This window comes from Streptomyces sp. NBC_01233, from assembly GCF_035989305.1.
In the GTDB taxonomy this organism is placed as follows: domain Bacteria; phylum Actinomycetota; class Actinomycetes; order Streptomycetales; family Streptomycetaceae; genus Streptomyces.
Genome location: NZ_CP108514.1, coordinates 10,091,208 through 10,116,571, shown reverse-complemented (window position 1 = coordinate 10,116,571; position 25,364 = coordinate 10,091,208). Strand labels below are relative to the sequence as shown.

Sequence of the window (25,364 nt, the reverse complement as noted above, 5' to 3'; positions counted from 1 at the left end):
GGTGGACGTGGTGCTGCGATATGCAGGGCCTGATCTGACAGAACCTCGTCATTGCGGACACGGAAGCGCGGCGAAAGGATCAGGGCATGCTTCCACCGCACAGAGTCGTCATCACGGCTTTCCCCGGAGTCGAGCTGCTCGACGTCACAGGCCCTGCCGAGGTCTTCTCGGTCGCCACGCGCGTCGGCGGCAGTAGCCGTCCCGGTTACACCGTCTGGATCGCGACGGCCGACGGCGGCCCGGTGACCACATCCAGCGGTGTCCGGCTGATCGCCGACCTCACACTGGACGAGGCCCTCGACCGGATGGACACCCTGCTGGTGTCGGGTGCCGTCGCAGTCAGGGACGACGGCGTGGAGCCGGTACTCGACGACCAGCTCACCGGCTGGCTGCGTGAGGCGGCGCCCCGGACCGCTCGGGTCGGCTCGATCTGTGCGGGCGCGCATCTGCTGGCCGCCGCAGGCCTGCTGGACGGGCTGTCCGCCACGACCCACTGGCTCACGGCCCCGCAACTGGCCGCCGCCCACCCGCGAGTCACGGTCGACCCGGACCCGATCTTCATCCGCGCCGGCCGCGTGTGGACCTGCGCCGGCATCACGGCGGGGCTGGACATGGCACTCGCGATGGTCGCCGAGGACCAAGGCGCCGATCTCGCCCTCGCCACCGCCCGGATGATGGTCATGTACGTCAAACGCCCTGGTGGCCAGAGTCAGTTCAGCGTTCCACTCGCAGGCCCCACCGCCGCCGGTGACCGCATCGACGACCTGCGCCTGTGGATAGGCGAGCACCTCACCGGCGACCTCTCCGCCGAAGCCCTGGCTGCACGCCTCCACCTGAGCGTGCGCCACTTCAACCGGCTGTTCCGCCGGCGTACGCAGACCACCCCGGCCGCCTACGTCGAGGCCGCCCGACTCGAGGCCGCTCGCCGACTGCTCCAGGAGAGCGACCGCCCTCTGGCAGAGGTCGCCGCAGCCAGCGGCCTCGGCTCGGTGGAAAGCCTGCACCGCTCCTTCCGCCGTCGCCTGGGGACCACCCCCGCCGAATACCGCCGCCGCTTCCGCTGACCCCCACGCCGAACCCGACCAGTCACCGCCCCCGCGCAGCGCCGCAGGGGCGGAACACCGGCGTGCCCGTACGAGCGGCACGCCGCACAACACGAACCGCGAGGAGAGCACCATGCCCCGAACCAAGGTCATCCCCATCCCGGTCATGGGCCGCCACAACATCAACGCCTACCTCCTGCTGGGCCGGCGCCCCGTCATCGTCGACGCGGGAACACCCGGCAGCGGGAGAAAGATCCACGAGCAGGTCGCCGCGCACGGTGTGGACCCCACCGACATCTCACTGATCGTCATCACCCACGGCCACATCGACCACTTCGGCTCCGCCGCGGAACTGCACCGCCTGACCGGGGCACCCGTGGCCGGCCATATCGCGGACCTCGGCCCGTTCCGTACCGGTCGGGTCCGCGAGCCGTATCTGCCCACCGGCCCCATGGGCCGCCTCATGGCCAGGAACAAGAACCTCCACATCCAGGCCGAACCGCTGGAACCCGACGTCCTCGTACGAGGTGAGACAGACCTGAAGGACTTCGGGATCGCGGCGCGCATCATGCCCACCCCCGGACACACCGCGGGATCCATCTCCGTCCTCACCGACCAGGGAGACCTCGTCGCAGGTGACCTGGTGGCCAATTCCTTCATGGGTCTCCTCCCGGGCAGGCCGGCCAACCCTCCCTTCCACGACGACCCGCTGGCCAACCTCGCCAGCCTGCACAAGATGCTCGCCCTCAACCCCGGCCGGCTCCACGTGGGTCACGGCTCGCCGCTGGAACCCGACCGGGTCCGCTCCTGGGCCGCCCGGGAGCACCGCCGACTGTCCCGCCGCCAAGCGGCCGGACGCCTCGCCGTCCGCACCGATGACGTCGGAGTCTGACCGACGCACGGCTGCGACGGCGCAGCTTCAGCCTGTCGCAGAACCGGGGCCCCCTCCACGACCACCGCCGGGTCGCTGTCGCGGCGCCGCCGGTCGGTGGGCACGGCTGCTGGACGGCCGCACCCGCGGCGGGCTGCCACCGTCCACGCCGAGGGGTGCCGGCTGCTCACCGAGCATGCGCGGCCACTGGACACCATCCAGGCGCTCGACGCCGGCGCAGTCTCGACCGTTGTACGTCGGCGGGAGGCGGCTTGGCGGCAGCGTCCCGCGCAGTCGATGTAACGCACATCACTCTCCGGGGGCCTTGGGTCGGGCATGCGCGATCATGAGCGGAATGGACACTCGTTTCCTTGGCATCGCCGATCTGGTCGAAGCCCCGCCCGTGGCGGTCGTAGTCGACGTCATGCGTGCTTTCACCGTGGCTGCCTGGGCCTTCGCCCAGGGGGCGGAAAAGATCGTTCTTGCTGAGTCGCTGGACGGGGCCCTGGCGCTCAAGGCCCGCCACCCGGACTGGGTGGCGCTCAAAGACGGTCCGCCCGCGCCCGGGTTCGACACCGTCAACTCCCCGGGCATGCTGCGGTCCATGGACCTTGGCGGACGGACCGTTGTGCAGAAGACCACGGCAGGGACGGTCGGCGCCCTTGCGGTGAAGGACGCGTCGCTGGTGCTGTGCGCGAGCTTCGTGGTGGCGCAGGCAACGGCCGGGCTCTTGCGGACGCGCGCGAGCGACAGCGTCACGTTCGTGGTGACCGGCGAAAATGGGCAGGCCGAGGAAGATCTGGCGTGTGCTCAGTACATCGCTCGGAGAGCCACCGAGGCCGCGACGGATGCTGCTGGGTTCCTCCGCCGCGCTGCCGAGTCGCGCGCCGCGGCCGAACTGGCGGAGAGGGTGCGCCAAGGAGTCCATCCCGATGACGTTGCGCTCTGTCTTGAGCTCGACCGGTTCCCCTTTGCCATGGTGGCGACGCTGGAAGGCTCGCTCATGGTCCTGCGTCCACGCGCTGTGCCTTCGCTGAGCGGCGAGGACCCGGTCTGATCGCTGGTAAGGCCTGCTTTCATCCTTGAGAGCGGGCACCTTCCCGGGGATGCAGTGTCAACTGCGTGTCCCCCCTACGCCCGACCCGCACACCACAAGGTCGGCGCCAAACCCGTCGCGGCTCAGAGCTGAGTACGGCAGCGTGAATCTCCGGGCCGACACGGCTTGGAGGGCGTGCGACGATGCGTCGGCCAACACAGCCACGAGCGGGAACGAAGGACGATGGAGTACATCAATCTGGATGCACAGGTCGGCAACCTGTCAAACTTCCTGGACCCTGCTCGCTACCTGGAGCACCTGCCCTCGCTGGCTGACGATCTGCCAACCGGAGCCCGGGACTTCGCCACTGCCCCAGACCACTACGACTTCTCCGGCAAGCGGTGCGTGAAGGACCTGGAACTCCAGCACATTCGGGGTGTCGGCGCTGATGACCAGCAGATGGAGATCCAGTTCCGGCACAACTGCTGGAAGCACGACGAAGACCTGGTCATCCACTACACAGGCGTCTCCGGCTTCAATGCCGAAAGCGCCGAGGACGACAATGGGGGAAACCTCGGGACCGTAATCCTCGACGAGGTCCTGCCCAACCAGAATGGCTGCAGCCACGAGATCGCGTTCTGGAATGGCTCACTGGCCGTCGTCTGCCGTGACCTCGTCGCGACCTGGACCGAGGCCGACTGCCCCGGCAATCCATAAACCAGGCAAGTCCTCGCCGGCAAGCACTGACTGACTGATGGGGAACAGCCAACGCGTCGGTGGGTGTCGAATCCCGCCGGACAACGTCGTCGAAGGCCTCGCGGTAGGCACGGCCGGCTCTCCGGCAGGTTGGGGAGAGGAGTGAGGACACGGACCGCGATCGTTGCGCCGGTCCGCAGGGGGGCCGTCAGTTCTGCGGGGGTCCTGCGAGGGATCGCAGGCGGCGGCGTTCGAGAGCGGTGGCGAGAGAGTAGGCGCCGCCGCCTGCGACGGCGAGGACCCAGGAGGGGCCGGGGGCGTCGAGTGAGAGTGCCGCGGCGGAGGTCAGGGCGAGCCAGACACCGAGGCCGTAGTGCAGCACGTTTCGGCGTACGGCGCCTTCGGCGAGGTAGAGGAGGCCGACGATGAGGCCTGATCCGGCGGGCCACAGGACGGACTGGAGTTCCGGTGCGTCGAGGACGGATGTCAGGCCGGTGATGGCGAGGGCCAGCGCGGTGAAGGCGGCGATCCAGGCGGTGCCGAGCAGCCTGCCGGAGAGGAGCTCTGGTGCGGTGGCCCCGCGCTGGGCTCGCAGCGCGGCGATGGTGGCCAGGGCGATGCCGGTCGCCAGCCCGATCCCGAGGAGCGTCATGGGGAGCCAGCCGGGTAGGCCGAGCACGGGGGTGTCGCCGTGGGAGGCTGCGGCGGCGCCGTGGCCCAGGACGTAGGCGAGTCCGAAGCTGGCGTAGGCCGCACGGTTGTCCACCTCGTTCGATCGGCGGGTCGCAGGGGCGCCGGCGTCGGCCGGCGGGAGGGTGGCGGTACTGGTCATGGCGGACATCTCCGGGGTGAGGAGCGGATGTGCGTGCAGGCTCAGGACGGGCCGCGCGAAGGGGTGGGAAACGGCGGACGGTGCGTGGGGGGCGGGGGTCCGCGAGGCTGCGGCCGCCTTGTCCTTCGTGCGTCCGAGGTTCATGGCGCACAGCCTCCTGCCGGGTGGTGTCCACCTTCCATGCCCAGCGAAGGCGAGGGCTGTCCAGTCCTGTCCGCACCCGTCCACTCGGCCATGCCGCGACCGGGCGCGGGCCCCCGTATCGCGCTCCCCGAGGGTGTCCTCGGCCATGGCCGAGATCCGGGCGCGTTCGGACGGGCGGATGCCGGGTCGGTGCAGGCCCACCGGCGCCGGAGTGGGGCGGGCGCTGCGGCGCGGCTTCCGTACACGGGAGACGGGAACGACCGCGCCGTAGTCGTGCCGCTTGCGCATGTGCTCCTCCCCCGGCGGCGGGCGCCGCCTCATCCCGAACCGCTCCGCGCGGCAAGGGTGGGCAACGGGCCGGGAAGAGCGATGCAGGCGGCGTCCGCGCGGGCGCGGGCGGCGCGTTCGGGGTGGGTCAGGGCCGCAAGCCCGCTCGCCTGAGTGCGGTCTCGGACAAGGCGGCGACGACTTGCTGGTCGCCGCGGCGCCAGGCGTCTGCGAGGCCGCCGGGCGGGGTGGAGATCGCGCAGAGGTCGCCCGGCGGTCCGGTGAGGGCGCGCAGGGCGAGCAGGTCGGCGCCTCCGGGTGCGTCGAGGAGGCGTCGGATGGTGGCGCTGCGGCGGATCCAGCGCAGGCGCAGGGGGAGCCACAGCAGCAGTACGAAGGCCACGGGGAGGACGATCAGGGCGACTGCGGCCAGGGTGGCCACCTGGCTGACGGTGTCCTGTAGGGACTGTCCTGCGTCGGCGAGCCCGGTGCCGGCGTCGGCTGCGGACTGGAACGGCTTCTTCAGGAGGTCGCCGACAAGCGGCACGTTCGAGGCTGTGTCGCCGACGTCGTCGAGGGCGGTGGCGAGGCTTTCGCCTGAGCTCTCCACTTTGCGTCCCGGCTCGGCCAGCAGCATGATCGCGCCGTGGACGGCCAGGGCGAACTTCACCGCGGCGACGATCAGGACTACGGCGATCAGGTCCGCGAGGATCTGGCGGTTCCGCCGTGCTGGGGTCTGGGCGTAGAGAAGCATCGGGTGCTCCTGTTCCGGTCATGGCGTCGAGGAGGGCCGGCCCCGGCCGCAGGTGTGCGGTGCTGGCGGCAAGGCTCGGCCGGTTGCTCGACCGTACGTCGGACCCGGCCCTTCCTCTGGTGTCCGTGGGTACACGTCTGCGACACGTTGCCGGGTTGGCGCAGCGCCGGCGGAGCGTTCAGGGCGGCGGATCTGCGCTCCCCCGGTTCCGTACTGTTCGCGACGACGTACCCGGAGCCCGGGCGACCAGGCGCGCATGATCGGTGGTCAGCTCACTGCGCGGATCCAGCGCCGCCCAACGGGCCACCGCGCCCGCGCGCCTGCCGCCGGGACGTCTGTGGTCGGCCTGCGGGGAGGCGCAGTCCCGGGCAGGCTGCGGCGAGCGGCATGCGCGCCCTGACTGTCAGGGATGGTCAGGGCATTCTGCGACGGAGCCTTGCGAGACGGGATGCCACACGCCGTGGTTCTCACGTGCGCTGAGGCGGTCCGCCTCTTGGGCGCACTCGATCAGCTGGGTGGTGCTCAAGGGGACGGCGGCCGTGAACACCCGCCCGACGTGGCGGCAGAGGTGCGCTGGGCGGAAGTCCGGTGAGTACGGTTCGCCTACGACGGCGAACAGATCGGGCAGTCGCCAGCCCAGCGGGCCGGCTATCGCGCAGAGCTGGTAGCGCCTGTGCGGTGTCGGCCCCCAGTCCGACACCATCGCGCGCAGCGTGCTGCGGGACAGTCCCGCGAAGGGGAGCTCCTTGATGCCGAAGCCGCGGTTGCGGAGCAGCCCGTTGAACACGGCGGCGGGACCGCTCTCGGCGGGCGTGGGGTACGGCGAGGTCGGTTCCACGAAGGGCCCCGGGGCGTCGAGGTGCGGCAGCGAGCGGACGAAGTCCTCCAGCGAGGCGAGTTGTGCGTGGTCGCAGTGGCTGACGCGGTAGGCGAACTGCTCTGTGATCGTGGCGTCGCGTTTCGGGGGAAGGAGTTCCGCCGGGACCGGGTGGCCCGCGATGACGAGCAGGTCGGCGGGCGGTACGTCGAGTTCGGTGGCGAGTTCGGCGAGGGTCTCGGGGGTGGTGTCGGTGCCGCTCGCGGCGAGGTTGCTGAGGAGGTCGGCTCGTCCCATACGAGGAAGGTAGCGGTGGGGTGAGAGGGCAGATGTCCGAGGTGACGATCACTCAGTGCCTCTTTTTGAACGGGGAGGTCGGAGCCGCGGCTGTATCTGGCAAGATCAGCTCGTGGCTCGGCATTCGGTGTCCTTGAGCGGGATCGAGTTCGCAGACTGGCGGGCTGTCCACTCCTGGGCTTCCCTCTCCGAGGTCTGCCGCTTCCAGACGTGGGGACCGAACACCGAAGAGCAGACGCGCGTCTTCGTGATGGCCGCGGTCGAGGCCTGGTCGCATACGCCTGGGCAGCGGTTCGCTCATGTAGCGCGTGTCGATGGCGAGGTGGTCGGCATCGGGGAGCTTCACGTCCGGAGCCGAGGGCAGCGTCAAGGTGAGATCACCTATGCGGTGCATCCGCGGGTTTGGGGGCAGGGCGTCGGAACGGCGATCGGCAGGCAACTGCTGGCGCGCGGGTTCGAGGAACTTGAGCTCCACCGCATCTATGCCACCTGTGACCCGCGCAACCTCGGATCGGCACGGGTTCTCGGCAAGCTCGGCATGACATGGGAAGGACGTCATCGTCATACCGCTGTGATCCGGGATGGTTGGCGGGACTCCGACGTGTTCGCCGTCCTCGAAGACGAGTGGCGTGCGCCCGCCCCATCCCCTTGGCCGCCGCGGGGATGACTCGTCAGCCCGTGGGGGAGCACGTACCGCACGCATCCGAGGAACCATGGGGGCCGAGCCGGGGCGGCACCGTGGTCGCTCTGGGCGCTGGTTCCTGAGCCTCGAACTGCTTGTACTTGCCGCATTCGGACGGGCGGGCCCACGGCCTGGCTGTTCCATCCGCATCGTGAGGGGACGTACCGTGCCGTTGATGAGCCGCCGCTCCCGCGCGTCAGCCCTGGGCGTTCTGGCTGCCGCGCTGTTCGCTTTCACCGGGCTGTGTTTCTCCCAGGGCAAGACTCCGGGCCTCCTCCCGGAAAGCAGTTGGGGAGACTGGAGAGACGAAGAGAGGGACGGCTGGTCGACGCACGTCAGGGTCAGCACCTGGTCTCGTGCCGCTCAAGCCCGCATCGACTGGGGCAAGGCCGAAGGGATCGACCTCAACGCGTACGGCAGGACGGCCCGCGATATCAGCATCATGCACCGCACCGTCTTCACTCTCACTCCCGACGGGAAGCTCACTGCGAAACGGTCGTGAGCCAGCCCCTGCAGAATGTCCTGGCGGGCACGGGCTCGGGGTGATGAGCTGGTTCCCGCGGGGGCAGCCGGTGTGCCGTACCGGTGGTCGCCGGAAGCCGGGGGTTCAGCGTCGGCGGGCTCGGTGGGCCGCACGGTCGCGCCAGTGGCAGTACGCCGCCGCCGGATCGGTCCAGTACTTCCACGGGAGGGCGCCCACGTAGCCGTCGACCAGGCGGAACTGCGTCAGCGCCGCATCGTACCGCTTCTGGCGGGTCAGGAAGTAGGCCAGCAGGTGGCGCAGCTCGGCGGTGTTCGGATGGTTCGAGGGGGCTGCGGCGACGTCGGCCAGGGCGGCGTCGACCAGGGAGGTCAGGTGGGGTGACCGGAAGTCGGCGGTGTTCGCGTCCGTGTCGCGGTGTTCGTACCAGGCGATCAGGGGCAGCGCGGTGAGCAGGCTGCCGGGCGGTGCGTCGGCTGCTGCCTGCCGGGCGAAGGACATGGCGCGCTCTTGCGAGCCGCGCCACTTCGCGCACCAGTACTGGAGCGCCGCGTAGTGCGCGTCGTAGTGGTGCGGGTCGCGGGTGGTGATCTCCTTCCAGATCCGGTGCATGTGCTCTTCGGGGTAGCCGAGGCCCAGTGCCGCCCATATCTCGTTGACGTGGGGCGTGGGGTCGTCCGGGTTCAGCTCGGCCGCGCGTGCGTTCTCCTGTGGTACGCGGGCCAGGGTGGTGTGGAATCCGGCGAACTGTTCGGCGCTGGTGTGCTTGGCCCATCCGCTGCCGCGCCGGTGCCAGGCCAGGTTGACCATCGCCTTCGCCCGCACCAGAGCGAGGTCGGCGTCGTCCGGCCCGACTGCGGCCTCCCACGTGTGCAGCCAGCTGTCGGGGCGGGCGGCTCGATGGGAGCCGAGGGTGGCGGCGTAGGAGGAGCGGCGTGCCCAGTCGCCGCGCTTCCTGGTCTCGGCCATCAGCCGCGCGGCCGGCTCCCAACTGCCCCGGGCGGCTGCGGCGGCGGCCGATTCCAGCTCGGGGTCGGGCGCCGCGCGGCCGGTGTTCTGCCTGGACTGCGGGAGGAGTCCGGACTTCCGGGCGGCACGGGACGAAGTGCGGCCGGGTACGTCGCCGGTGGTGCGGCGGTAGAAGACGACCGCCACGGTGATGGCGAGCCCGATGACGACGATGCGTGCGATTTCCACGGTTGGAGCCCCGATAGGAGTGATCGAAACAGGTGGGGGGACACGGGAGTATGGACGGGGAGCGTGATCTGTCGCAAATACGTTTCCGCTGGTGAAGGAGGCGCCCGGAGCCATCGCCGCGGCTGGTGCGCATGTCTCCGTCTCCGTGGTGCGTGGCAGCGGCCCGGCTCACGTCGGGTTCGCCACCGTGGCCTGTGCGCGGATGACGTCCTTGAGCGGGAACCGCAGCGGGTCGGTGGCTACCGTTTGAGGTAGGCCAGGACGGCCAGTACTCGGCGGTTGTCGTCTGCGGATGGTTCGATCCGGAGTTTGGTGAAGATGGCGGCGGTGTGTTTGGCGACGGCGCTTTCGCTGATGAACAGGGTTTGCGCTACGGCTGCGTTGGAGCGGCCCTCGGCCATCAGGGCCAGTACGTCCAGTTCGCGCGGTGTCAGCTGGGCGGTGGTGCCCCGGGCGTCGCTGCGGGCCAGCAGCCGTGCGATGACCTGCGGGTCCATCACCGTGCCGCCTGCGGCGACGGTGCGTACTGCGTCGACGAACTGGGTGGTGTGCGTGATCCGGTCCTTGAGGAGGTAGCCGATGGCGCCTTGGCCTCCGGCGAGCAGTTCGTGGGCGTAGAGCTGGTCGACGTACTGGGAGAGTACGAGGACGGGCAGCGCCGGCCGGGATCGGCGTGCTTCGAGGGCGGCTTGGAGGCCCTCGTCGGTGAAGGTGGGTGGCAGGCGGATGTCGACGACGGCGACGTCGGGTTGTTCTTCGAGGAGTGTTTTGAGGAGGGCGGGGCCGTTGTCGACTGCGGCGATCACCTCGAATCCGTGTTCTTGGAGGGTGCGGGTCAGTCCGTCCCGGAGGAGGAAGAGGTCTTCGGCGAGGACGACGCGCACGGTATCTCCAAGGTCGCGGTGGTCGGGCCGCCCGGCGGGCTGTGCAGGACGAGGGTTCCGTCGAAGGGGTCCAGGCGGCGGCGTACGCCTTGCAGTCCGCTTCCGTCGGGGTCGGCGCCGCCGCGGCCTGCGTCGGTGACCGTGGCGCGCAGGGCGCCGTCGGTGTGGCTGAGGCGGATGTGGACCTCGGGGGCGCCGGAGTGTTTGGCGGCGTTGGCGAGGAGTTCGGCGACGGCGAAGTAGCCGGCGGATTCCACGGGTGCCGGGAGCCGGCCGGGCAGGGCGGTCTCGATGTGCACGTCGAGGTGGCTGTCGAGGGCGAGGGAGCGGACGGCGTCGCCGATGCCGCGGTCGGCGAGTATCGGGGGCAGGACGCCGTGGACGAGTTCGCGGAGGTCTTGGAGGGCGCGTTGGGAGGTGGCGCGTACCTCGTGCAGGAGTGCGCGGGCGGCCGGGGGGTCGCGGTCGAGGAGCCGGGTGGCTTCGTCCAGGGTCATGCCCAGGGCGACGAGGCGGGCCTGTGCCCCGTCGTGCAGGTCCCGTTCGATGCGGCGCAGTTCGGCGGCTTGGACGTCGAGGATGTCGGCGCGGGATCCTGCGAGGTGTTCGATGCGGCGGACGAGTTCGGTGGTGTGGGGGGCGGCGAGCAGGCGTCTGCTCCAGCGTGCGTGGAGTCGCAGGGTGGCGGGGGCCAGCTTGAGTCCCGCGGCGATGAATCCGAGGCCGAGCAGGAGCGCGGTGAGCATCGCCGGGGTGGAGTCGACCGGGATGAAGGCGTACCAGTTGCCGTCGCCCAGGTGCCGCCAGACGAAGGGCTGTACGGCGGCGCCGAAGAGGCCGTACTCGACGAGGGCCAGCGGCACGGCGGCGAGGAGTGCGCCCGTCCACGGCTCTGCCCAGGCCCAGCGCAGGTCGTGCCAGAACCCGTTGTCGCCGAGGAGGGCGCGGGCCTGTCGGTGGCGGCCGGTGGTGTTCTCGTGTGGGGTCGGGCGGGGTGGGAGCGGTTGCGGTGGGCTGATCGCGGTTGCGGTCCAGCGGGCGGCCCAGTCTCGGTAGCGGTCGGAGATGCGGCGCAGGGCGGCTGCGGCGGGCGGGAGCAGGAGGAGGCCGATGCCGACGGGCAGGAGGAGGAGCGCCCCGACCACGAGGGTGCCGGCCCCGGACACGGCGAGCGCGGCGAGCGAGAGCAGCTGGCAGCGGCCGAGGTCGGCGAGCGCGCCCTTGAGGCTGCTGCCGGGGCGTCTGTCTGCCTGTGCCATGTCCACCTGTGGTTCCGTCATGTCAGCGCGGTCCGTGCGCTGTTGCGGCGGTGATCCTATCCGGCGTGGTCGCCGCCCGGCGGGCGGAGGCGATCCACGGGAGTGCTGCGGCCAGGCAGGCGGCGCCGAAGAACGCCATCGGCGCTGTTGCCGGGGACGTCTCGTCCGTCACGTACAGCATGCCGAGGTTGACCAGGGTGTGGAAGCCGCCCGCGAGGAGCAGCCGGTTGCCGCGTACGCGTTCCAGGGCCAGGCCGAGGATCACGGACATCGCGATGGTGGCTGTCAGGAATCCGGCCGCGTAGGCCGGCTCCTGGGTGAGGACCGGTACGTGCCACAGGCCCCAGGCCGTCCCGACCAGGACGGAGGCGGTGAGCGGGCCGAAGCGGGTGCGCAGCAGTGGCTGGAGGTAGCAGCGCCATCCGATCTCCTCGGCGCAGGCACCGATGAGTTGGGCGGTCACGAGCAGGGTGAGGGGGTGTGCGAGGGCTTGGGGGTGGATGACGGGGAGGGAGCCGGAGGTGAGCAGGGCGCCGCCGGCGGACAGTGCGGTGATCAGGGCGGGGGTGAGGAGGAGGGCGGCCCGGTTGCCGGATGGCGGCCGGGCCTCGTGGTCTGCCGGTCCGTTGCTGCGGGCGGGCAGGGTTCCCGTGAGGCGGTCCCGGATCCGGCCGGGCCACAGCAGTGCCACGGCTGCCACGGCGAGGGCGGGGCCGAACTGGGTCAGTTGGAGCACTTCGGCGGGTATGCCGGTCGCGGGCTGGAGGGCCCCGCACAGTCCCGCCGCCAGGAAGGCGACGGCGAGGAACACCCCTGTCTGAGCCGCCCATCCGCTGCGCGGTGCTCGCCCCTGCCTCTGCCCCTGCCGCTGCTTGTGGTCCGGCCCCTGCTTGTGCTCGTGCTTGTGGTCCGGCATGGTGCCCGGCCTCCCCCGTGGATCGCTGGGGGCGTGGCTGTCACGCCCCGCGTTCGACTCTGCCGGTTGGGGTCGGGGCCGTCCTTGCACGTGGGTGCCGGAGGGGGTGTATCCAGGTACACCCCCTCTCGAGGGCGGGTGGCGGGTCAGGCTGTGGTGGTGGAGTGGTTCTTGAGTGCTTGGGCGAACGCGCGCGCGGCGGTCAAGTCGTCCTCGTTCGGACGCTGCTTGTTGATGCCGCCGATCAGCTTGAACGGCGTCCACGTGTCGAAGGCGCGGCAGGTGAAGGTGTCTTCGACCGCGAAGCCCTTGGTTTGGAGGAGCCGTACCAACGGGCGGGTGAACGGCGCGAGCGGCAGCTGCGGCAGGCCGCTCGTGGCGAAGGCGAAGGCCAGCCCCGACGACGCCGGCAAGGCGCGGACGAACCCGAGCAGGTCCGGGTGCATCCGCTGGGAGAAGACACCGGAGCCGAAGCCCACCAGGTCGTAGCCTGCCGGGGCCGCGACCTCCACTTCCTGCGGTGCGACCACGCGGGCGTCGAGTACGTCGGCCATCGCCTGCGCCACGCGACGGGTGTTGCCGTGGGATACGGACGTGCATACGAGCAGAGTCTTCATCCGCGTCCCCTTCGTTTGTCGCCTTCCGCAGCAGAGACCGGGCAGACCTTCCGGATGTGACAGCCCCGCGCTGTGACGGGATCCGTGTGCCGAGGGAGGGCTGGTTCCGGAGCGGCTGCGGTTACTCGGCCCGTAGCGCGGCCAGCCGCTGTGCGAAGGGCACGATCTCGAAGCCGGCGGCCGGATCCGTCGAGGTGATGGCCCCTGTCAGTGAACGGGGTGCGATCGCGTTGGCGGTGTCGAGGTCGGGGGCGGCGTCCCGGGCGGCGGGCGCCATGAGGCGCGCCAGTTCCGCGCCCGCGCGGGCGATCCGTTGCGCCAGTCCGTCCTCGCCCCAGTCTTCCGAGGCCGCGTACACGGCGGTCGGCGGGACGAGGGCGCGCAGGTGGGTGAACAGCGGGCGCAGAGCGTGTTCGGTGGCCAGGGAGTGCCGGGCCGTGCCTCCGGTCGCGCCGATGAGCACCGGCTTTCCGGTGAGGGCGTCCTTGTCGATGAGGTCGAAGAACGATTTGAACAGGCCGCTGTACGAGGCCGCGAATACCGGTGTGACGGCGATCAGGGCGTCCGCGGCCGCCACCGCGTCGAGTGCGGCGGCCAGTCGGGCGGGCGGGAAGCCGGTGACGAAGTGCTGGGCGATCTCGGTCGCCAGGTCGCGCAGTTCGATCGCTTCGGGCTCGGCGTCCACGTGGCCGAGTGTCGCGGCTGCGAGCCGGTCGGCGAGCAGGCGGGTGGAGGAGGGCGAGCTCAGGCCGGCCGATATGACGGTGAGCTTCATGCCTGCCTGTCCTCCTTCGGGTTCTGCTGGGCCGCCGCCACGCGGGCGGGGTGTGTGGGCGCGTCCGGTACGCCGGCCGGGCGCAGGTTCGCGAACTCCTTGCGCAGCACCGGCACGACCTCTTCGCCGAGCAGGTCGAGCTGTTCCAGGACGGTCTTGAGGGGGAGGCCCGCGTGGTCCATCAGGAAGAGCTGGCGCTGGTAGTCGCCGGCGTAGTCCCGGAAGGACAGGGTTCGCTCGATGACTTCCTGCGGCGAGCCGACGGTGAGCGGTGTCTGGGAGGTGAATTCCTCCAGGGACGGGCCGTGGCCGTACACGGGTGCGTTGTCGAAGTAGGGGCGGAACTCGCGGACCGCGTCCTGTGAGTTCTTGGCGATGAACACCTGGCCGCCGAGTCCGACGATGGCCTGTTCGGGGGTGCCGTGCCCGTAGTGGGCGTAGCGCTGCCGGTAGAGGTTCACCATCTGCTTGGTGTGGGAGGCGGGCCAGAAGATGTTGTTGTGGAAGAAGCCGTCGCCGTAGCAGGCGGCTTGTTCGGCGATCTCCGGCGAGCGGATGGAGCCGTGCCAGACGAAGGGTGCGATGCCGTCCAGCGGGCGCGGGGTGGAGGTGAAGGACTGCAGCGGTGTGCGGAACTTGCCCTTCCAGGTGACGGTGTCCTCGTCCCACAGGCGGCGCAGCAGCGCGTAGTTCTCGATGGCGAGGTCGATGCCGTCGCGGATGTCCTTGCCGAACCAGGGGTAGACCGGGCCGGTGTTGCCGCGGCCCGTCATCACGTCGACGCGGCCGTCCGCGACGTGCTGGAGCATCGCGAAGTCCTCGGCGATCTTCACGGGGTCGTTCGTGGTGATCAGTGTCGTCGAGGTGGACAGGATCAGGTTCTCGGTGCGTGCGGCGATGTAGCCGAGCATCGTCGTCGGTGAGGAGGGGACGAACGGCGGGTTGTGGTGCTCGCCGGTGGCGAAGACGTCGAGGCCGACCTCCTCGGCCTTCTGCGCGATGGCGAGCATCGCTTTGATGCGCTCGTGCTCGCTTGGCACGCGTCCGGTCGTCGGATCGGCTGTGACGTCACCGACGGTGAAGATCCCGAACTGCATGACTCCCCTTCCCAAGATTGTTTACAGTTCAACCATACTCCGGAACGAGGGGTGCGCCCGGGGTATTCCCGATCCGGTGCGGGGCCGCCCGTGCCGGCCGGTGCCGCGTTTTCACCCGGCCGGCGCACATGCGCGGGCCGGGGCGGCACCGCAGCAGCAGGCTGTGACGGAGGATGTACCGCGCCGAGGGGTGACAGCGGTGAGAGCAGCCAGGATGCGGGCGGCGGGCGCCGTCACGGTCGCGGCCGTGTCCGTGATCGCCGCCGCCGCGGGCTGCTCGCCCACCGGCAACGGCCCCACCGGCCCGAAGACGAGGACGGCCGTGCAGTCCCCGGCCGTCCCGGCATCCGCGTCCGCCTCGGCGGGCCACGGCCGGCTCATCCCGCGGTACGACACCGGCAGGACGGCCCAGGACCGGCGGATCCAGAGGTTCCTGCAGGACAACGAGGTCCTGGAACGCGTCGCCGCCTTCGTCGACGACCGGATCGCGCTGTCCTACGACGTGCCCGTGATCGCGAAGAGCTGCGGCGGGGCGAACGCCTCCTGGGACCCGCAGGCGAGGGACATCACGTACTGCTACGAGCTCGTCGACGAGACCGGGCCCGTCTTCCGGGAGCAGGCCGCCCGGGAAGGCTCCGGCAGTGCGGCGGAGCGGGCCGGGGCCGTGGACGACGACATCATCGGGTTCTCCAACGGTGTGCTCCTGCACGAGCTCGGTCACGGCCTGGTCGACATGTACGACCTGCCGATCACCGGCAAGGAGGAGGACGCCGTCGACCAGCTCGCCACACTGCTGCTCGCCACCGGCGGCGAGCAGCGCATCGACTACGCGGTGAGCACCCTCAACGCATGGGGCGCCCTGGCCGACGCGCAAGAGGCCGGAGACCTCTCCGGCCTCTTCTCCGACGAGCACTCGCTCAGCGCGCAGCGCTTCTACAACGAGATCTGCTGGCTGTACGGCTCGGACCCCGACGCCTTCAAGTCGGTCGTCATCGCCGTCGGCAACCCGGAGGGTGTACTGCCGGAGCTTCGGGCCGAGGGCTGCCGGCACGAGTACGAACAGATCAGGAAGTCATGGAACAGGCTCCTTGAGCCGTACCTCAAGTAGCCCGGCCCGCGGACGGCGGCCTGCGTGAGCAGCGCTCGGCGCCCTGCCCGGTGGCGCAGGTGCAGCGGCTGGGCGGTGGATGCCGGTTTCGCTCGATCGGATGACGGGCGGGATGCGGCATTGCCGATCGGGGCAATCCGCACAAATGCCCGCTACGAAGAAGAGGTGAGACCAGGGGGCACCATGGCCGGCCCCAGGACGGGGCCGGTCCTTCTTCTCGGCGAAAGAGCCGTTGATGACAGCGAGGCACAAGGGCGGGCGTGGCCGCCGCGGCGCCGGGCCGCGGTACGGCGCCCGGCGACGCGCGAGGGGGTGCCGGTGACACAGCCCGTGCGGTTTCGGAGTGCGGACGCGGGCGGGCCGCGGCTGCAGGAGGTGATGGAGCGGGTCGGTCACGGCGACAAGGACGCCTTCGCCGTCCTCTACGACGCGGTCTGCGCCACCGTGTTCGGGATCGTCGTCAAAGCCGTCCGGGACCGGGCCCAGTCGGAGGAGGTGGCGCAGGAGGTGATGATCGACCTGTGGCGTCAGGCCGCCCGCTACCGCCCCGAGCAGGGAACCGTCATGACGCGGGTGGCGACGATCGCGCACCGCAGGGCGGTGGACCGCGTCCGGTCCGCCCGGGCCTCCTCCGACCGCGAGCACGCCACCGCCGTTCGCGACCGGCACAGGCTCTTCGACGAGGTCGCCGAAGAGGTGGAGGGCCGGCTCGAGGGCGAGCAGGCCTGGAGAGCCTGACCGAACTCTGGCGCCAGGCCGTGACCCTCGCCTACGACCGGGGCCTGACCTACCGCGAGGTCGCAGACCGGCTGGGGTCTCCGCTCGCGACCGTCAAGACCCGGATGCGCGACGGACTGATCCGGCTGCGCGACTGCATGGGGGTGACCACATGAAACACGACGAACACCTGCACACCCTCACCGGCGCGTACGCACTCGACGCACTCACCGGCAAGGAACTGCACGCCTTCACCGCACACCTCCGGCACTGCGAAGCCTGCGCCCAGGAGGTCGGCGAGTTCGAGGCGGCGGTGGCGCGCCTGGCCGCGGCGGCCGCCCTGCCCGCACCCGCCCCGATGAGGCAGACGGTCCTGCACCGCATCGAAACCGTCCCGCAGCCGCTCCCGCACGCCCGGCCCACGGCGTCGGCCCGGCTCACCGCAGTCCTGAGGCGCAGGGCCGGAGCCTTCGCCGCCGCGGCCTGCATCGCCGCCGCCGCGGCCTTCGGCGGACTCGCCGCGTACCAGTACCAGCAGGCCGAACAGGCCCGTACGCAGGCTCAGCAGGCCACCCGGCAGGCCCAGGAGCTGGCCGCCGTCATGACCGCCCCCGACTCCCGGACGGTGCACGGACGCACCACCACCGGAGCGACCACGTCCGTGACCACCTCGGCCCTGCGCGGCCAGGCCGTCTTCGCCAGCAGCGGCCTGCCGGTCCCGCGCGCCGGCAAGACCTACCAACTGTGGTTCGACGACCACGGCACCAAGCGCTCCGCCGGCCTCGTCCACAGCGACGGCGCCGTCGTCATGCAAGGCGATCCCGCAGACGCCCGCGCCGTCGGTCTCACCCTCGAACCCGCGGGCGGCTCGCCCGAGCCCACCACCAGTCCCCTGCTGCGCCTCCCCCTCCCCGCCTGACCGGGGAACCAGACCAAGGCGACGATGCGTCCTCATATATGCCGGTTTGATGCTTTTCCAATCCCTCCGGCGGACGGTACTGAATCCCTTCACGAGCCCCCTGCGGAAGCAGGGGCCGAGCATCCGCTCACTCGTGAAGCAGAAGGAGGTGAGACCCATGACCGTTTCCGTGCGGACCCGCAGCCTGCTCGCGGGCGCGGCCGTGGCCGGCCTGCTCTCGGGCGGCGCCACGCTCGCGGCCACCGGCACGGCCGCCGCCGCTTCGACGCCGGCATCGGCATCGGCATCGGTGGCCACTGCTCCGAACGGGGACCGCGACCGCGACCGTGACCGGCATGACCGCCGGGACGACAAGAACCACCGGTCGAACCATCACGAACGCTGCTCGTGGACCAAGGGGCACTGGGCCAAGACGTGGGGCAAGGGCCACTACGAGAAGAAGTGGCACCACGGCACCTGGCACCCCGGCCACTACGACCACCGGGGCCACTGGCACCCCGGCTGGTACGGCCACGGCTGGTCCCAGAACCACTGGGTGCCCGGCCACCACGCCACCCACTGGGTGCCGGGACACTGGAACTGCCACAACAAGTGGTGACCGGTTCACCTGGCCCGCAGGGGCCCCGCAGGGGCTCCGGGCACCGCCCGGAGCCCCTCTCGCCTTTCCCGGCAGGTACGGCGGCAACCGCTCGCTCGGGCAACAAGGCCCGACGGTAACCAGCCCGTGAGTAGACCCGTCCCCCATCTGCCCGGACGCAGGCGGTGCGGGCTCCGCCGCCACCTGCCCGCCGAACCGGTGGAGTTGGACGGTGCGCAGCACGGCTTCGCGGTGCACGAGGCCCCCCTCGCGGCGCGGCCGGCCGGGGCCAGTCCGTCCGCGGCCCGGTGTGTCTGCGCGACCCGTGCTTGCGGGGTCCCTTCAATGGGCAGCCCCCTACGGAAACGGGCACCGTATGACCTTCTCCGCACTGCACACCCGCCGGTCGGTCCTCACGGGCGGCTTCACCCTGGCCGCCGCGGCGGCACTGCCGCTCGCCGCGGCCGGGCGCGCGCACTCCGCCGCCGGCCCCGACGTCATCGGCTGCGCCGCCTGGGGTGCGCGGGCCCCGTCCGAGCCCGTCGTCGTCCTGGCCAACCGCCCGGAGCGGATCATCGTCCACCACACGGCGACGGCGAACGTGACGGACTACTCGAAGCAGCGTGCCTTCGCCCTGGCCCGTGCGATCCAGACGTACCACATGGACGCGCAGGGCTGGATCGACACCGGTCAGCACTTCACCATCAGCCGCGGGGCCTTCGTGCTGGAGGGCCGCCACAACAGCCTCGCGGAGCTGCGCGCCGGCACCCGGCAGGTGCGCGCGGCGCACTGCGTCGGGCAGAACACGGTGTCGATCGGCATCGAGAACGAGGGCACGTACACCTCGCAGGCCCCGCCGGCGGCGCAGTACGCGATGCTGGCCGACCTGTGCGCCCACATCTGCAGCCAGTACGGCCTGCCCGCCTCCGAGATCTACGGCCACCGCGACTTCAACGCCACCTCCTGCCCCGGCGACCGCCTCTACGCCCTGCTCCCGGCCCTCCGCGAGGACGTCGCCACCCGCCTCGGCACGCCCCTGCAGGACCCGGAGGCCGATCCGGAGTCGGACCGGGTGTGGGACCTGGTCCGGCAGGCCTCGAACCCGCCGGCCACGGCCTACGCGGAATACCTTCCGGCGGGCCTCCTGCCCTGACCGAAGGCGGCGCCCGCACCGAACAGCCGGCCCCCGTCGCGGCGGCCGGGAGCGGCACGCGTCAACACCGCGGTCCGCGGCTCATCCTCCGGGCCGGCGAATTCCGGGTGGCGGGCACGGCATGGCCGGGCCCGCCCGGCAGCCCGTGGATTCGGGGTCCGAGCGCCCTGCGGCGTTGGCCCGGGGGCGGATCGCGCCTGCCCGCGGCCTGACGCGTGCGCGCAGTGGATCGCTTTCGGTGCCAGCATGCCCGGCGAAAGGGGGCGGCGCGGCGAACACCGCACAGGGACGAGAGGGAGGACCGTGACACCGCAGACCGTGGCACCGCAGACCGTGGCGCCTCAGGTGGCCGATGAAGCGGCTCAGCCGATTCCGGGGCAGAGCAGGCCGGCCGCCGACGGGCCCGGCGCCGTCCCCGGGGCAGGCGGGCCCGTGGCGGCGGGACCCGACACGGAACTCCTGGTCGCGGCATCCGTGCTGCTGGCGGATGCGGCCCTCGCCGCGAAGCGGGCCGGTGCGGAACTGACCGGGGCGCTCAGCAGCTGGCGGTTCGGGCTGGCCGCCCTGAGCCGTCCCGGGTGGGCGCTCGGCACGGCGGTGTCGTGCGCCAGGGCGCTGACCAGCCCTTCGGGGCTCGGGTTCGGTCCGAACGGCGGGCTCGCCGGGGAGCTGGCCCGGATGGCGGGGAGCGTGACCTACCGCCGACCGGCCGCGGTCTCCATGGCCGTGGACGCCTTCGCGCTGCGCATCGAGGCCGCGGTGGTGGAGCACCCGAACCTCGGCTCGGCACTGGCGAGGCGGCTCACCGACGCCATGGTGGAGGGCAACCGGTGGGAGGCGCTGCGGGCGCTGCACGCACTGGTCGAGCGGCTGGGCGTGACGCGCGCCCTGACGACCGTCAGCCCGGTGATCATGGAGCTGCTGGCGCTGCTGGGGCTGCTCGACGAGAACCCGGTCAACGACGGCTTCTCCTGGGTGACGCTCGCCGGCGGGGTGCCGACCACGGATCCCTTCCTCGGACTGCCCAGTTCGCTGCTCGCCCGCCTCAACCCCGGCCCCGGGCGGGCGGAGCGGACCGAGGCGGACTCGATCCTCGCGAAGGTCCTGACGACGTCCCGCAACGACATCGTCAGCTACATCAACGACATCGGTGCGCTCGGCAACCACGGTCTGGTGCTGCTGCGGCGCGTCGAGTGCGCCGACGGCCGCGTCAGGTACGTGCTGCTGCTGCCCGGTACGAGCTTCGTCCTGCCGAGCAACAGCACCCCGCAGGACCTGATCGGCGCGTTCGACGGGTTCCTGCGCTCCGACACGACGTACACGCGCGCGGCACGGAAGCTGCTGCAGCGGGCGGGGGTGCCAGCCGGGTCGGAGCTGATGTTCGTCGGGCACAGCCTGGGCGGACTGACGGCGATGAACCTGGCGATGGACGTGGAGCTGGCGTCCGCCCACCGGATCACCCACGTGGTCACGCTCGGCTCCCCCATCGACAACAAGCGCCCGGCCGACCACACCACCCAGGTGATCAGTCTGGTCAACAAGCACGACGTGATCCCCATGCTCGACGGGCGCGGGCCCGCCTCTCCCAACGACATCCCCGCCGGCTGGGTCGAACTGACCTGGCTCGACGAGTCCTACGACTATCCGCTGTCGCACGCGCCGCAGGCGTACTCCGACAGCCTGCGCGGGGAGATGGCGCACCACCGGGACCGGGTGAACGAACTGATCAGGGCCTACGACGGCGTAATCGTCGGAAACCAGCCGTACATGCTGCGTGACAAGTGACGAGTGACCGGCGAGCGCGTGACGAGCGAGCACGTGACCACGTAACCCACGAGGGAGAGCGACCGATGACCCATGCCGACGGCCCGGCCACGGCGGCGGCGCGGCCCGAGACGGCCTGGCCCCTGGAGAACCTGCTGTTCAGCACCGCGCTGGTGGCCCGGCGGATGCCGTGGGCGGACCTGCCCGCGCGCACGCTCGGTCTGGACGCGCTGACCCTCGACGGGCTGACGAGCCGGCTGATGGCACATCTGAGGAGCGGCCGGGACGGGCGCCCGGTGCGGCTGCGCACACCCTTCGGGGCCTTCCTCGTACCGCTGACCCGGGCGGATGCCGAGAGCCTGCTGGCCCGTGCCGACGGCGCCGGGGCGCTGGGTACCCCGTCCGGTCTCGCGGCCGACGGGCGCCGGTACGGGCTGTCGCCGCACGTGGTGCCGGCGGGCGCGCGGGAGGCGGCGGCGCAGGGCGGCGCCGGCGGGCTGAGCGCCCAGGTGGCCGAGCACCTCGCTGCGGTGACCGGTGCCCGGCGGGAGGACGGCACCCTGGACCGGGACCGCTGGGAGGCCGTCATGCTGCGGCTGAGCCGGTACGTCGTACTGGGCTCCGAGGCCGCCGAGGACACCCTGCTGAGCGAGATGGTCTCGGCGGCGGCGGACGCGGCGGGCGGGCGTGCGTACGGGGCGCGGGCGGCGGTCGTACGACGGCGGATGGCACCGTACCTGGCCGACCCCGAACCCGGCTGCCTGGCCGGCCGGCTGGCCGCGGGCGGCCGGGGCGGGCCGGAGCCGCACCAGGCCGTCGCGCACGCGCTGGCCATGGTGTCGGCGGCCACCGGCGTACCGGCGCTGAACGCCCTGGCCCTGCTCGCCGCGGACGCGGACGCCTCCGGAACGCGTGCCGATGCCACGGGGACGGCGCCGTCGGCCGGGGAGGCGACCGACCGGGCCGCGGACCGCGCCATGGGCCGGGCCCTGGAGCAGCACCCTGCGCTGACCGCCGTGGTGTATCCGGTACGCGCACCGTTGCGCGCGCAGGGCCTGGCGATCGGAGCCGGGGAAGAAATCCTGTACGACCCGGCGCTGTTGGGGCGGCGCGTGGAGGGCGAGCGTACGGATCCGGCGTGGGCGCTGTGCGGGAACCCGTCCGGCTGCGCCGTCGCAGGGTTCGCCGCGCGCGTCGGCCGGGAGGTCGTCCGCCAAGTCGCCGGCGCGGTGCGCCCTGTGGTTCCCCATGCGCGGTTCGCGGTGGACTGCCCGACGGACACCGCCGATTCCCGCGCCGTGGCCGTGGCCGCGCCGCTCGGCGCGTACGGGGCGCGGGGGCGGGTCGGCGCGGACCGGCTGGACCGGCATGCCCAGAGCCTCTCCGCGTGCGCCGCCGACACCGGCTGGAGCGGGAGCGAGGCGGGCGAACGGTTCCGCATGGTCCTCCTCGCGCACGCCGACCGGTGTTCGAGGGCGGCCTCCGACGTCCGGCGTGCCGCGGGGTGGCTGGCGGACTGAGCGCCGTACACGGGGGCCGCTCCCGCCCCGGCCCTCGAACGGAGGACATGGGGCGGTTTCCGTCCCGGTCAGCCGTGATCAGCAGGGCTCACGGCCGTTGAAGGGGCGGAACACCGTCTCGCCGGCAGTGAGTCGGCCCGAGGTGCGACGTGAGAGTGAGGTCCGGGCGTGAGGGACAGCGTGGTCGAGATGATCAGGGCGACCGGGGCGGAACTGGGCTCCGCCAGAAGGCTGCTCGGCGAAGCCGGCGGTGTGGCGTGGGACCGCCTCCTCGACTGGCTCGTCGACGACTACTTCCGGGTGGTCGCGCTCGGCCTGGAGAACATCCCCGCGCAGGGCCCGGCGGTGATCGCCGTCAATCACTCCGGGGCCTGGGGCCTCGACGCGTTCGTCCTGGACAAGGTCCTGGGCAGGGCGCTGGACCGGCGCGTGCGCTTCCTCGCGGCTCCGTTCGTCTTCCGCACTCCCATCCTGGGGCGGCACGCGCGCCGTAACGGCGCGCTGCCGATCGGTCCGACGGCCGGTGTCGAGCACCTCAACGCGGGGCAGCTCGTCGGGGTGTACCCGGAGGGCATCGCGGGTCTGGAGAAACCGTTCACCGAGCGGTACCGGCTGCGGCCCTTCAGCCCCGGCTTCGCGGTCGCCGCCATCCGCTCGGGTGCCCCGGTGGTGCCCGTCGGGATCGTCGGCGCGGAGGAGGCGTGCCCCAAGCTCGGCGAGGTGCCGACTCTTGCCCGGCTGCTCGGCGTGCCGTACTTCCCGGTCACCACGCCGTTCCCGCTGCCGTCCAACTGGACGATCATCATCGGGGAACCGATCCCGGCGCCGGCCCGTCCCGACGGCCTGGCCGCCCGCCGGGACGCCGCCCGGGGGCTGAGCGAGACCACGCGTACCGCCGTCCAGGAGCTGATCGACCGCGAACTGGCCGACCGGGAGCACCTGTTCGACTGAGTACGGGGTGCGGCCGCGGCGCGGTGCGGCCGACGGGCCGGCGGGCCGGGCCGGCCCCGTGGCGGGGTCAACTCCCCGTGTGCTGCCGGATCGCCTGCTCGCGGAGGGCGTCGATGAGCGTCGTGAGGTGGGGGCGGTCGCCACGGCTGAGCGCGGCGACGCCGATGTAGCGGATCGGCGCCGGCGGCGTGACCGGGACGGTGCACAGGCCCGGGATGTGCGGGGCGAGCGCGATGGAGGGGATCAGGGAGATTCCCGTCCCTGCGGCAACGAGCGAGCGGGCGAAGAAGTAGTCGGTGGTGGTCCCGCGCACGTGCGGATCGAAGCCGGCGCGCTCGGCGTAGCGGCGCAGGTACGCCTCGGTCTTCAGGCAGCCGAGCACCCAGGGTTCGGCTGCCAGTTCGGCGAGGTCGAGGGCGTCGCGGCCGGCGAGTCGGTGCCCTTGAGGCAGGACGACGTGCAGGGGGTCTTCCAGGAGCGGCGTCCACTGCAGGCTGGAGCCGGCGCCCGGCCCGAGGGGTAGCGGGGCGTCGAAGTGGTAGGCGAGGGCGAGGTCCACGGCGCCCTGGCGGACGAGCGGCAGGGTGTCCTCGGGTTCGCCCTCCCTGATGTGGAGCACGGTGTCGGGATGGGTTGCCGTGAGCCGGGTGAGAGCGGGGGGCAGCAGGAGTCTGCCGCCGCTGGTGAAGGTGGCGACGGTGAGTCGGGTACGGCCGGTGCCGAGCCGGGCGACCTGCTGTTGTGCGTGTTCGAGCTCCGCGGCGACGGATTCGGCGGCGCCGACCATGATCTGGCCGGCCCTGGTGAGGGTGACGCCGCGGGTGCTGCGGGCGACGACCCGGGTGCCGAGGCTGCGCTCCAGGGCGGCCATGTGCTGGGAGACGGCCGAGGGGGTGAGGCGCAGGGCCGTGGCCGCCCGGTTGAAGCTGCCGTGCTCCGCCACCGCCCGCAGGACGCGCAGCCGTTGCACATCGATCAACAGTTTTCCTTAATGCGTACCCAGTAGGTCAGGACTTCTGCTGATGACGATAGGTCTCCAGGATGGGGGTATGCAAAGGATCTGCGTCATCGGCGGAAGCCGGTACTTCGGAAGGCTCCTGGTGCAGCGCCTGCAGGGTGCGGGGCACCGGGTCACGGTGATCAACCGCGGCTCCGCGTCGCCGCCCGCAGGCGTGGAGCACCTCGTCGCGGACCGGAACGACGAGGCCGCCCTGACAGCCGCGGTCGGCTCCCGCACCTTCGACGTGGTGGTGGACCAGGTCTGCTACACCCCGGTGCAGGCCGCCGTCGCCGCCCGTGTCTTCGCCGGCCGTACCCGGCGCTACGTCATGACCTCCACGATCGAGGTCTACGACCCCGCGACCGCCGCGCTGCCGGCCGTGCCTGCGGGCACGCCGGTGCCGGAGGAGAGCGTGGACCCGGCCGCCTGGCCGGTGGCCATGGACCTTCCCTGGCACGACGGCGCGTACCTGGAGGCGCACTACGCCGAGGGCAAGCGCCAGGCGGAGGCCGTGTTCGCCCGCGCCGGCGGCTTCGGGTTCGCCAGTGTGCGCAGCGCCCACGTGCTCGGCGGCGGCGCGCAGGAGTTCACCGGCCGGCTGGCGCACTATGCGGGGCGCATCGCCGGGGGTGAGGAGATCGCCGTGCACGCGAGGGCGCTGCCCACGGTCTTCATCCACTACGAGGAGTTGGCGGAGCTGCTGCTGTGGGCGGCCACGGCCGGCTTCACCGGTGCGGTCAACGCGTGTTCCGACGGCCCGCTCGATGTGTACGGTTTCGCCGCGATCGTCGCCGTGCAGGCGGGCCGGGAGCCGGTCTACCGGAGCGTCGCTGCGGGCGGGGAGGCTTCGGCGTTCTCCTTCGACCGTCACTACGCCATGAGCAATGCGCGCGCGAAGGGGCTGGGGTTTCCCTTCTCCCGCACCATCGACTGGCTGCCCGGCGCCGTCGCCGAAGCCCTCGCCGCGGAGCCGTCACCCACCTTCTGAGG

General features: G+C 71.7%; 25 protein-coding genes and 1 pseudogene. 15 read left to right on the top strand and 11 right to left on the bottom strand.

The genetic code is table 11. From position 1 onward, the window contains the following. Positions 1-86 precede the first annotated feature (86 nt). The 4 genes from OG332_RS46675 to OG332_RS46660 all read left to right on the top strand — a co-directional run bounded on the left by OG332_RS46675 (position 87) and on the right by OG332_RS46660 (position 3,667). A complete protein-coding gene (locus tag OG332_RS46675) occupies positions 87-1,064 on the top strand; it encodes a GlxA family transcriptional regulator (protein ID WP_327411506.1) in 978 nt (325 codons plus the stop codon). A 112-nt stretch (positions 1,065-1,176) separates the two neighbouring features. Next, positions 1,177-1,935 carry an MBL fold metallo-hydrolase gene (locus OG332_RS46670; RefSeq protein ID WP_327411507.1) on the top strand — a complete coding sequence of 253 codons (759 nt, stop codon included), beginning with the start codon at positions 1,177-1,179 and terminating at the stop codon, positions 1,933-1,935. Between the two features lie 334 nt (positions 1,936-2,269). Continuing rightward, complete coding sequence (locus OG332_RS46665; protein WP_327411508.1) at positions 2,270-2,971, top strand: 2-phosphosulfolactate phosphatase; 702 nt, start codon at positions 2,270-2,272, stop codon at positions 2,969-2,971. A gap of 222 nt (positions 2,972-3,193) precedes the next feature. After that, positions 3,194-3,667 carry a hypothetical protein gene (locus tag OG332_RS46660; protein ID WP_327411509.1) on the top strand — a complete coding sequence of 158 codons (474 nt, stop codon included), beginning with the start codon at positions 3,194-3,196 and terminating at the stop codon, positions 3,665-3,667. 187 nt (positions 3,668-3,854) lie between these two features. On the opposite strand, the gene OG332_RS46655 is transcribed toward OG332_RS46660, so the two are convergent. The 3 genes from OG332_RS46655 to OG332_RS46645 form a co-directional block, all read right to left on the bottom strand. Then, entirely contained in the window at positions 3,855-4,910 is a 1,056-nt protein-coding gene (locus OG332_RS46655) for a hypothetical protein (protein ID WP_327411510.1), read from the bottom strand. Between the two features lie 127 nt (positions 4,911-5,037). Next, positions 5,038-5,643, bottom strand: coding sequence for a hypothetical protein (locus OG332_RS46650; protein WP_327411511.1), 606 nt, complete (start codon positions 5,641-5,643; stop codon positions 5,038-5,040). Between the two features lie 403 nt (positions 5,644-6,046). Beyond that, positions 6,047-6,757 carry a hypothetical protein gene (locus OG332_RS46645; protein ID WP_327411512.1) on the bottom strand — a complete coding sequence of 237 codons (711 nt, stop codon included), beginning with the start codon at positions 6,755-6,757 and terminating at the stop codon, positions 6,047-6,049. A 127-nt stretch (positions 6,758-6,884) separates the two neighbouring features. Between OG332_RS46645 and OG332_RS46640 the strand changes: the two genes are divergently transcribed. Together OG332_RS46640 and OG332_RS46635 are read left to right on the top strand one after the other, a co-directional pair. Further along, positions 6,885-7,424 (top strand): GNAT family N-acetyltransferase, encoded by a 540-nt coding sequence (locus OG332_RS46640; RefSeq protein WP_327419059.1) that lies wholly within the window; start codon positions 6,885-6,887, stop codon positions 7,422-7,424. Positions 7,425-7,614: 190 nt separating this feature from the next. Beyond that, positions 7,615-7,941, top strand: coding sequence for a hypothetical protein (locus OG332_RS46635; protein WP_327411513.1), 327 nt, complete (start codon positions 7,615-7,617; stop codon positions 7,939-7,941). Between the two features lie 105 nt (positions 7,942-8,046). Here OG332_RS46635 and OG332_RS46630 read toward each other — a convergent pair whose 3' ends face one another. From OG332_RS46630 to OG332_RS46600, 7 genes are all read right to left on the bottom strand, one after another. After that, positions 8,047-9,117, bottom strand: a complete 1,071-nt coding sequence (locus tag OG332_RS46630) for a hypothetical protein (RefSeq protein WP_327411514.1) — start codon at positions 9,115-9,117, stop codon at positions 8,047-8,049. A gap of 239 nt (positions 9,118-9,356) precedes the next feature. Then, entirely contained in the window at positions 9,357-10,001 is a 645-nt protein-coding gene (locus OG332_RS46625; RefSeq protein WP_327411515.1) for a response regulator transcription factor, read from the bottom strand. Further along, positions 9,953-11,281: a sensor histidine kinase gene (locus tag OG332_RS46620; RefSeq protein ID WP_327411516.1), complete on the bottom strand. Its 1,329-nt coding sequence runs from the start codon at positions 11,279-11,281 to the stop codon at positions 9,953-9,955. Before OG332_RS46620 ends, OG332_RS46625 begins: the two co-directional genes overlap by 49 nt. A gap of 1 nt (position 11,282) precedes the next feature. Further along, positions 11,283-12,176 carry a CPBP family intramembrane glutamic endopeptidase gene (locus OG332_RS46615; protein ID WP_327411517.1) on the bottom strand — a complete coding sequence of 298 codons (894 nt, stop codon included), beginning with the start codon at positions 12,174-12,176 and terminating at the stop codon, positions 11,283-11,285. 146 nt (positions 12,177-12,322) lie between these two features. Then, positions 12,323-12,793 (bottom strand): flavodoxin family protein, encoded by a 471-nt coding sequence (locus OG332_RS46610; RefSeq protein ID WP_327411518.1) that lies wholly within the window; start codon positions 12,791-12,793, stop codon positions 12,323-12,325. 121 nt (positions 12,794-12,914) lie between these two features. After that, positions 12,915-13,568 carry a CE1759 family FMN reductase gene (locus OG332_RS46605; protein WP_327411519.1) on the bottom strand — a complete coding sequence of 218 codons (654 nt, stop codon included), beginning with the start codon at positions 13,566-13,568 and terminating at the stop codon, positions 12,915-12,917. Further along, complete coding sequence (locus OG332_RS46600; RefSeq protein WP_327411520.1) at positions 13,565-14,665, bottom strand: LLM class flavin-dependent oxidoreductase; 1,101 nt, start codon at positions 14,663-14,665, stop codon at positions 13,565-13,567. The genes OG332_RS46605 and OG332_RS46600 overlap by 4 nt, the downstream gene beginning before the upstream one ends. Before the next feature lie 199 nt (positions 14,666-14,864). Between OG332_RS46600 and OG332_RS46595 the strand changes: the two genes are divergently transcribed. From OG332_RS46595 to OG332_RS46560, 8 genes and pseudogenes are all read left to right on the top strand, one after another. After that, positions 14,865-15,773 carry a DUF4344 domain-containing metallopeptidase gene (locus tag OG332_RS46595; protein ID WP_327411521.1) on the top strand — a complete coding sequence of 303 codons (909 nt, stop codon included), beginning with the start codon at positions 14,865-14,867 and terminating at the stop codon, positions 15,771-15,773. 378 nt (positions 15,774-16,151) lie between these two features. Continuing rightward, positions 16,152-16,666 (top strand): annotated as a pseudogene (locus OG332_RS46590) (sigma-70 family RNA polymerase sigma factor). Further along, positions 16,663-17,409: an anti-sigma factor gene (locus OG332_RS46585; RefSeq protein ID WP_327411522.1), complete on the top strand. Its 747-nt coding sequence runs from the start codon at positions 16,663-16,665 to the stop codon at positions 17,407-17,409. Before OG332_RS46590 ends, OG332_RS46585 begins: the two are co-directional and overlap by 4 nt. A 157-nt stretch (positions 17,410-17,566) precedes the next feature. After that, complete coding sequence (locus OG332_RS46580) at positions 17,567-18,007, top strand: hypothetical protein (RefSeq protein WP_327411523.1); 441 nt, start codon at positions 17,567-17,569, stop codon at positions 18,005-18,007. A gap of 355 nt (positions 18,008-18,362) precedes the next feature. Next, complete coding sequence (locus tag OG332_RS46575; RefSeq protein WP_327411524.1) at positions 18,363-19,139, top strand: peptidoglycan recognition protein family protein; 777 nt, start codon at positions 18,363-18,365, stop codon at positions 19,137-19,139. A gap of 303 nt (positions 19,140-19,442) precedes the next feature. Beyond that, positions 19,443-20,924 (top strand): lipase family protein, encoded by a 1,482-nt coding sequence (locus tag OG332_RS46570; RefSeq protein ID WP_327411525.1) that lies wholly within the window; start codon positions 19,443-19,445, stop codon positions 20,922-20,924. 65 nt (positions 20,925-20,989) lie between these two features. After that, a complete protein-coding gene (locus OG332_RS46565; RefSeq protein ID WP_327411526.1) occupies positions 20,990-22,423 on the top strand; it encodes a hypothetical protein in 1,434 nt (477 codons plus the stop codon). Positions 22,424-22,591: 168 nt separating this feature from the next. Next, the gene (locus OG332_RS46560) at positions 22,592-23,374 is read left to right on the top strand and encodes a lysophospholipid acyltransferase family protein (protein WP_327411527.1); all 783 of its coding nucleotides are present in this window, start codon (positions 22,592-22,594) and stop codon (positions 23,372-23,374) included. Positions 23,375-23,441: 67 nt separating this feature from the next. On the opposite strand, the gene OG332_RS46555 is transcribed toward OG332_RS46560, so the two are convergent. Next, a complete protein-coding gene (locus OG332_RS46555) occupies positions 23,442-24,353 on the bottom strand; it encodes a LysR family transcriptional regulator (RefSeq protein WP_327411528.1) in 912 nt (303 codons plus the stop codon). A gap of 70 nt (positions 24,354-24,423) precedes the next feature. Here OG332_RS46555 and OG332_RS46550 point away from each other — a divergent pair, with 70 nt between their 5' ends. Beyond that, positions 24,424-25,362 carry an NAD-dependent epimerase/dehydratase family protein gene (locus tag OG332_RS46550; protein WP_327411529.1) on the top strand — a complete coding sequence of 313 codons (939 nt, stop codon included), beginning with the start codon at positions 24,424-24,426 and terminating at the stop codon, positions 25,360-25,362. Positions 25,363-25,364 lie beyond the last annotated feature (2 nt).

Coding starts and splice junctions, on each gene's coding strand:
- OG332_RS46600 (WP_327411520.1), bottom strand. CDS start 14,665: ATGCAGTTCGGGATCTTCACCGTCGGTGACGTCACAGCCGATCCGACG.
- OG332_RS46620 (WP_327411516.1), bottom strand. CDS start 11,281: ATGACGGAACCACAGGTGGACATGGCACAGGCAGACAGACGCCCCGGC.
- OG332_RS46675 (WP_327411506.1), top strand. CDS start 87: ATGCTTCCACCGCACAGAGTCGTCATCACGGCTTTCCCCGGAGTCGAG.
- OG332_RS46615 (WP_327411517.1), bottom strand. CDS start 12,176: ATGCCGGACCACAAGCACGAGCACAAGCAGGGGCCGGACCACAAGCAG.
- OG332_RS46650 (WP_327411511.1), bottom strand. CDS start 5,643: ATGCTTCTCTACGCCCAGACCCCAGCACGGCGGAACCGCCAGATCCTC.
- OG332_RS46565 (WP_327411526.1), top strand. CDS start 20,990: ATGACCCATGCCGACGGCCCGGCCACGGCGGCGGCGCGGCCCGAGACG.
- OG332_RS46670 (WP_327411507.1), top strand. CDS start 1,177: ATGCCCCGAACCAAGGTCATCCCCATCCCGGTCATGGGCCGCCACAAC.
- OG332_RS46665 (WP_327411508.1), top strand. CDS start 2,270: ATGGACACTCGTTTCCTTGGCATCGCCGATCTGGTCGAAGCCCCGCCC.
- OG332_RS46635 (WP_327411513.1), top strand. CDS start 7,615: ATGAGCCGCCGCTCCCGCGCGTCAGCCCTGGGCGTTCTGGCTGCCGCG.
- OG332_RS46660 (WP_327411509.1), top strand. CDS start 3,194: ATGGAGTACATCAATCTGGATGCACAGGTCGGCAACCTGTCAAACTTC.
- OG332_RS46645 (WP_327411512.1), bottom strand. CDS start 6,757: ATGGGACGAGCCGACCTCCTCAGCAACCTCGCCGCGAGCGGCACCGAC.
- OG332_RS46550 (WP_327411529.1), top strand. CDS start 24,424: ATGCAAAGGATCTGCGTCATCGGCGGAAGCCGGTACTTCGGAAGGCTC.
- OG332_RS46655 (WP_327411510.1), bottom strand. CDS start 4,910: ATGCGCAAGCGGCACGACTACGGCGCGGTCGTTCCCGTCTCCCGTGTA.
- OG332_RS46610 (WP_327411518.1), bottom strand. CDS start 12,793: ATGAAGACTCTGCTCGTATGCACGTCCGTATCCCACGGCAACACCCGT.
- OG332_RS46580 (WP_327411523.1), top strand. CDS start 17,567: ATGACCGTTTCCGTGCGGACCCGCAGCCTGCTCGCGGGCGCGGCCGTG.
- OG332_RS46575 (WP_327411524.1), top strand. CDS start 18,363: ATGACCTTCTCCGCACTGCACACCCGCCGGTCGGTCCTCACGGGCGGC.
- OG332_RS46605 (WP_327411519.1), bottom strand. CDS start 13,568: ATGAAGCTCACCGTCATATCGGCCGGCCTGAGCTCGCCCTCCTCCACC.
- OG332_RS46585 (WP_327411522.1), top strand. CDS start 16,663: ATGAAACACGACGAACACCTGCACACCCTCACCGGCGCGTACGCACTC.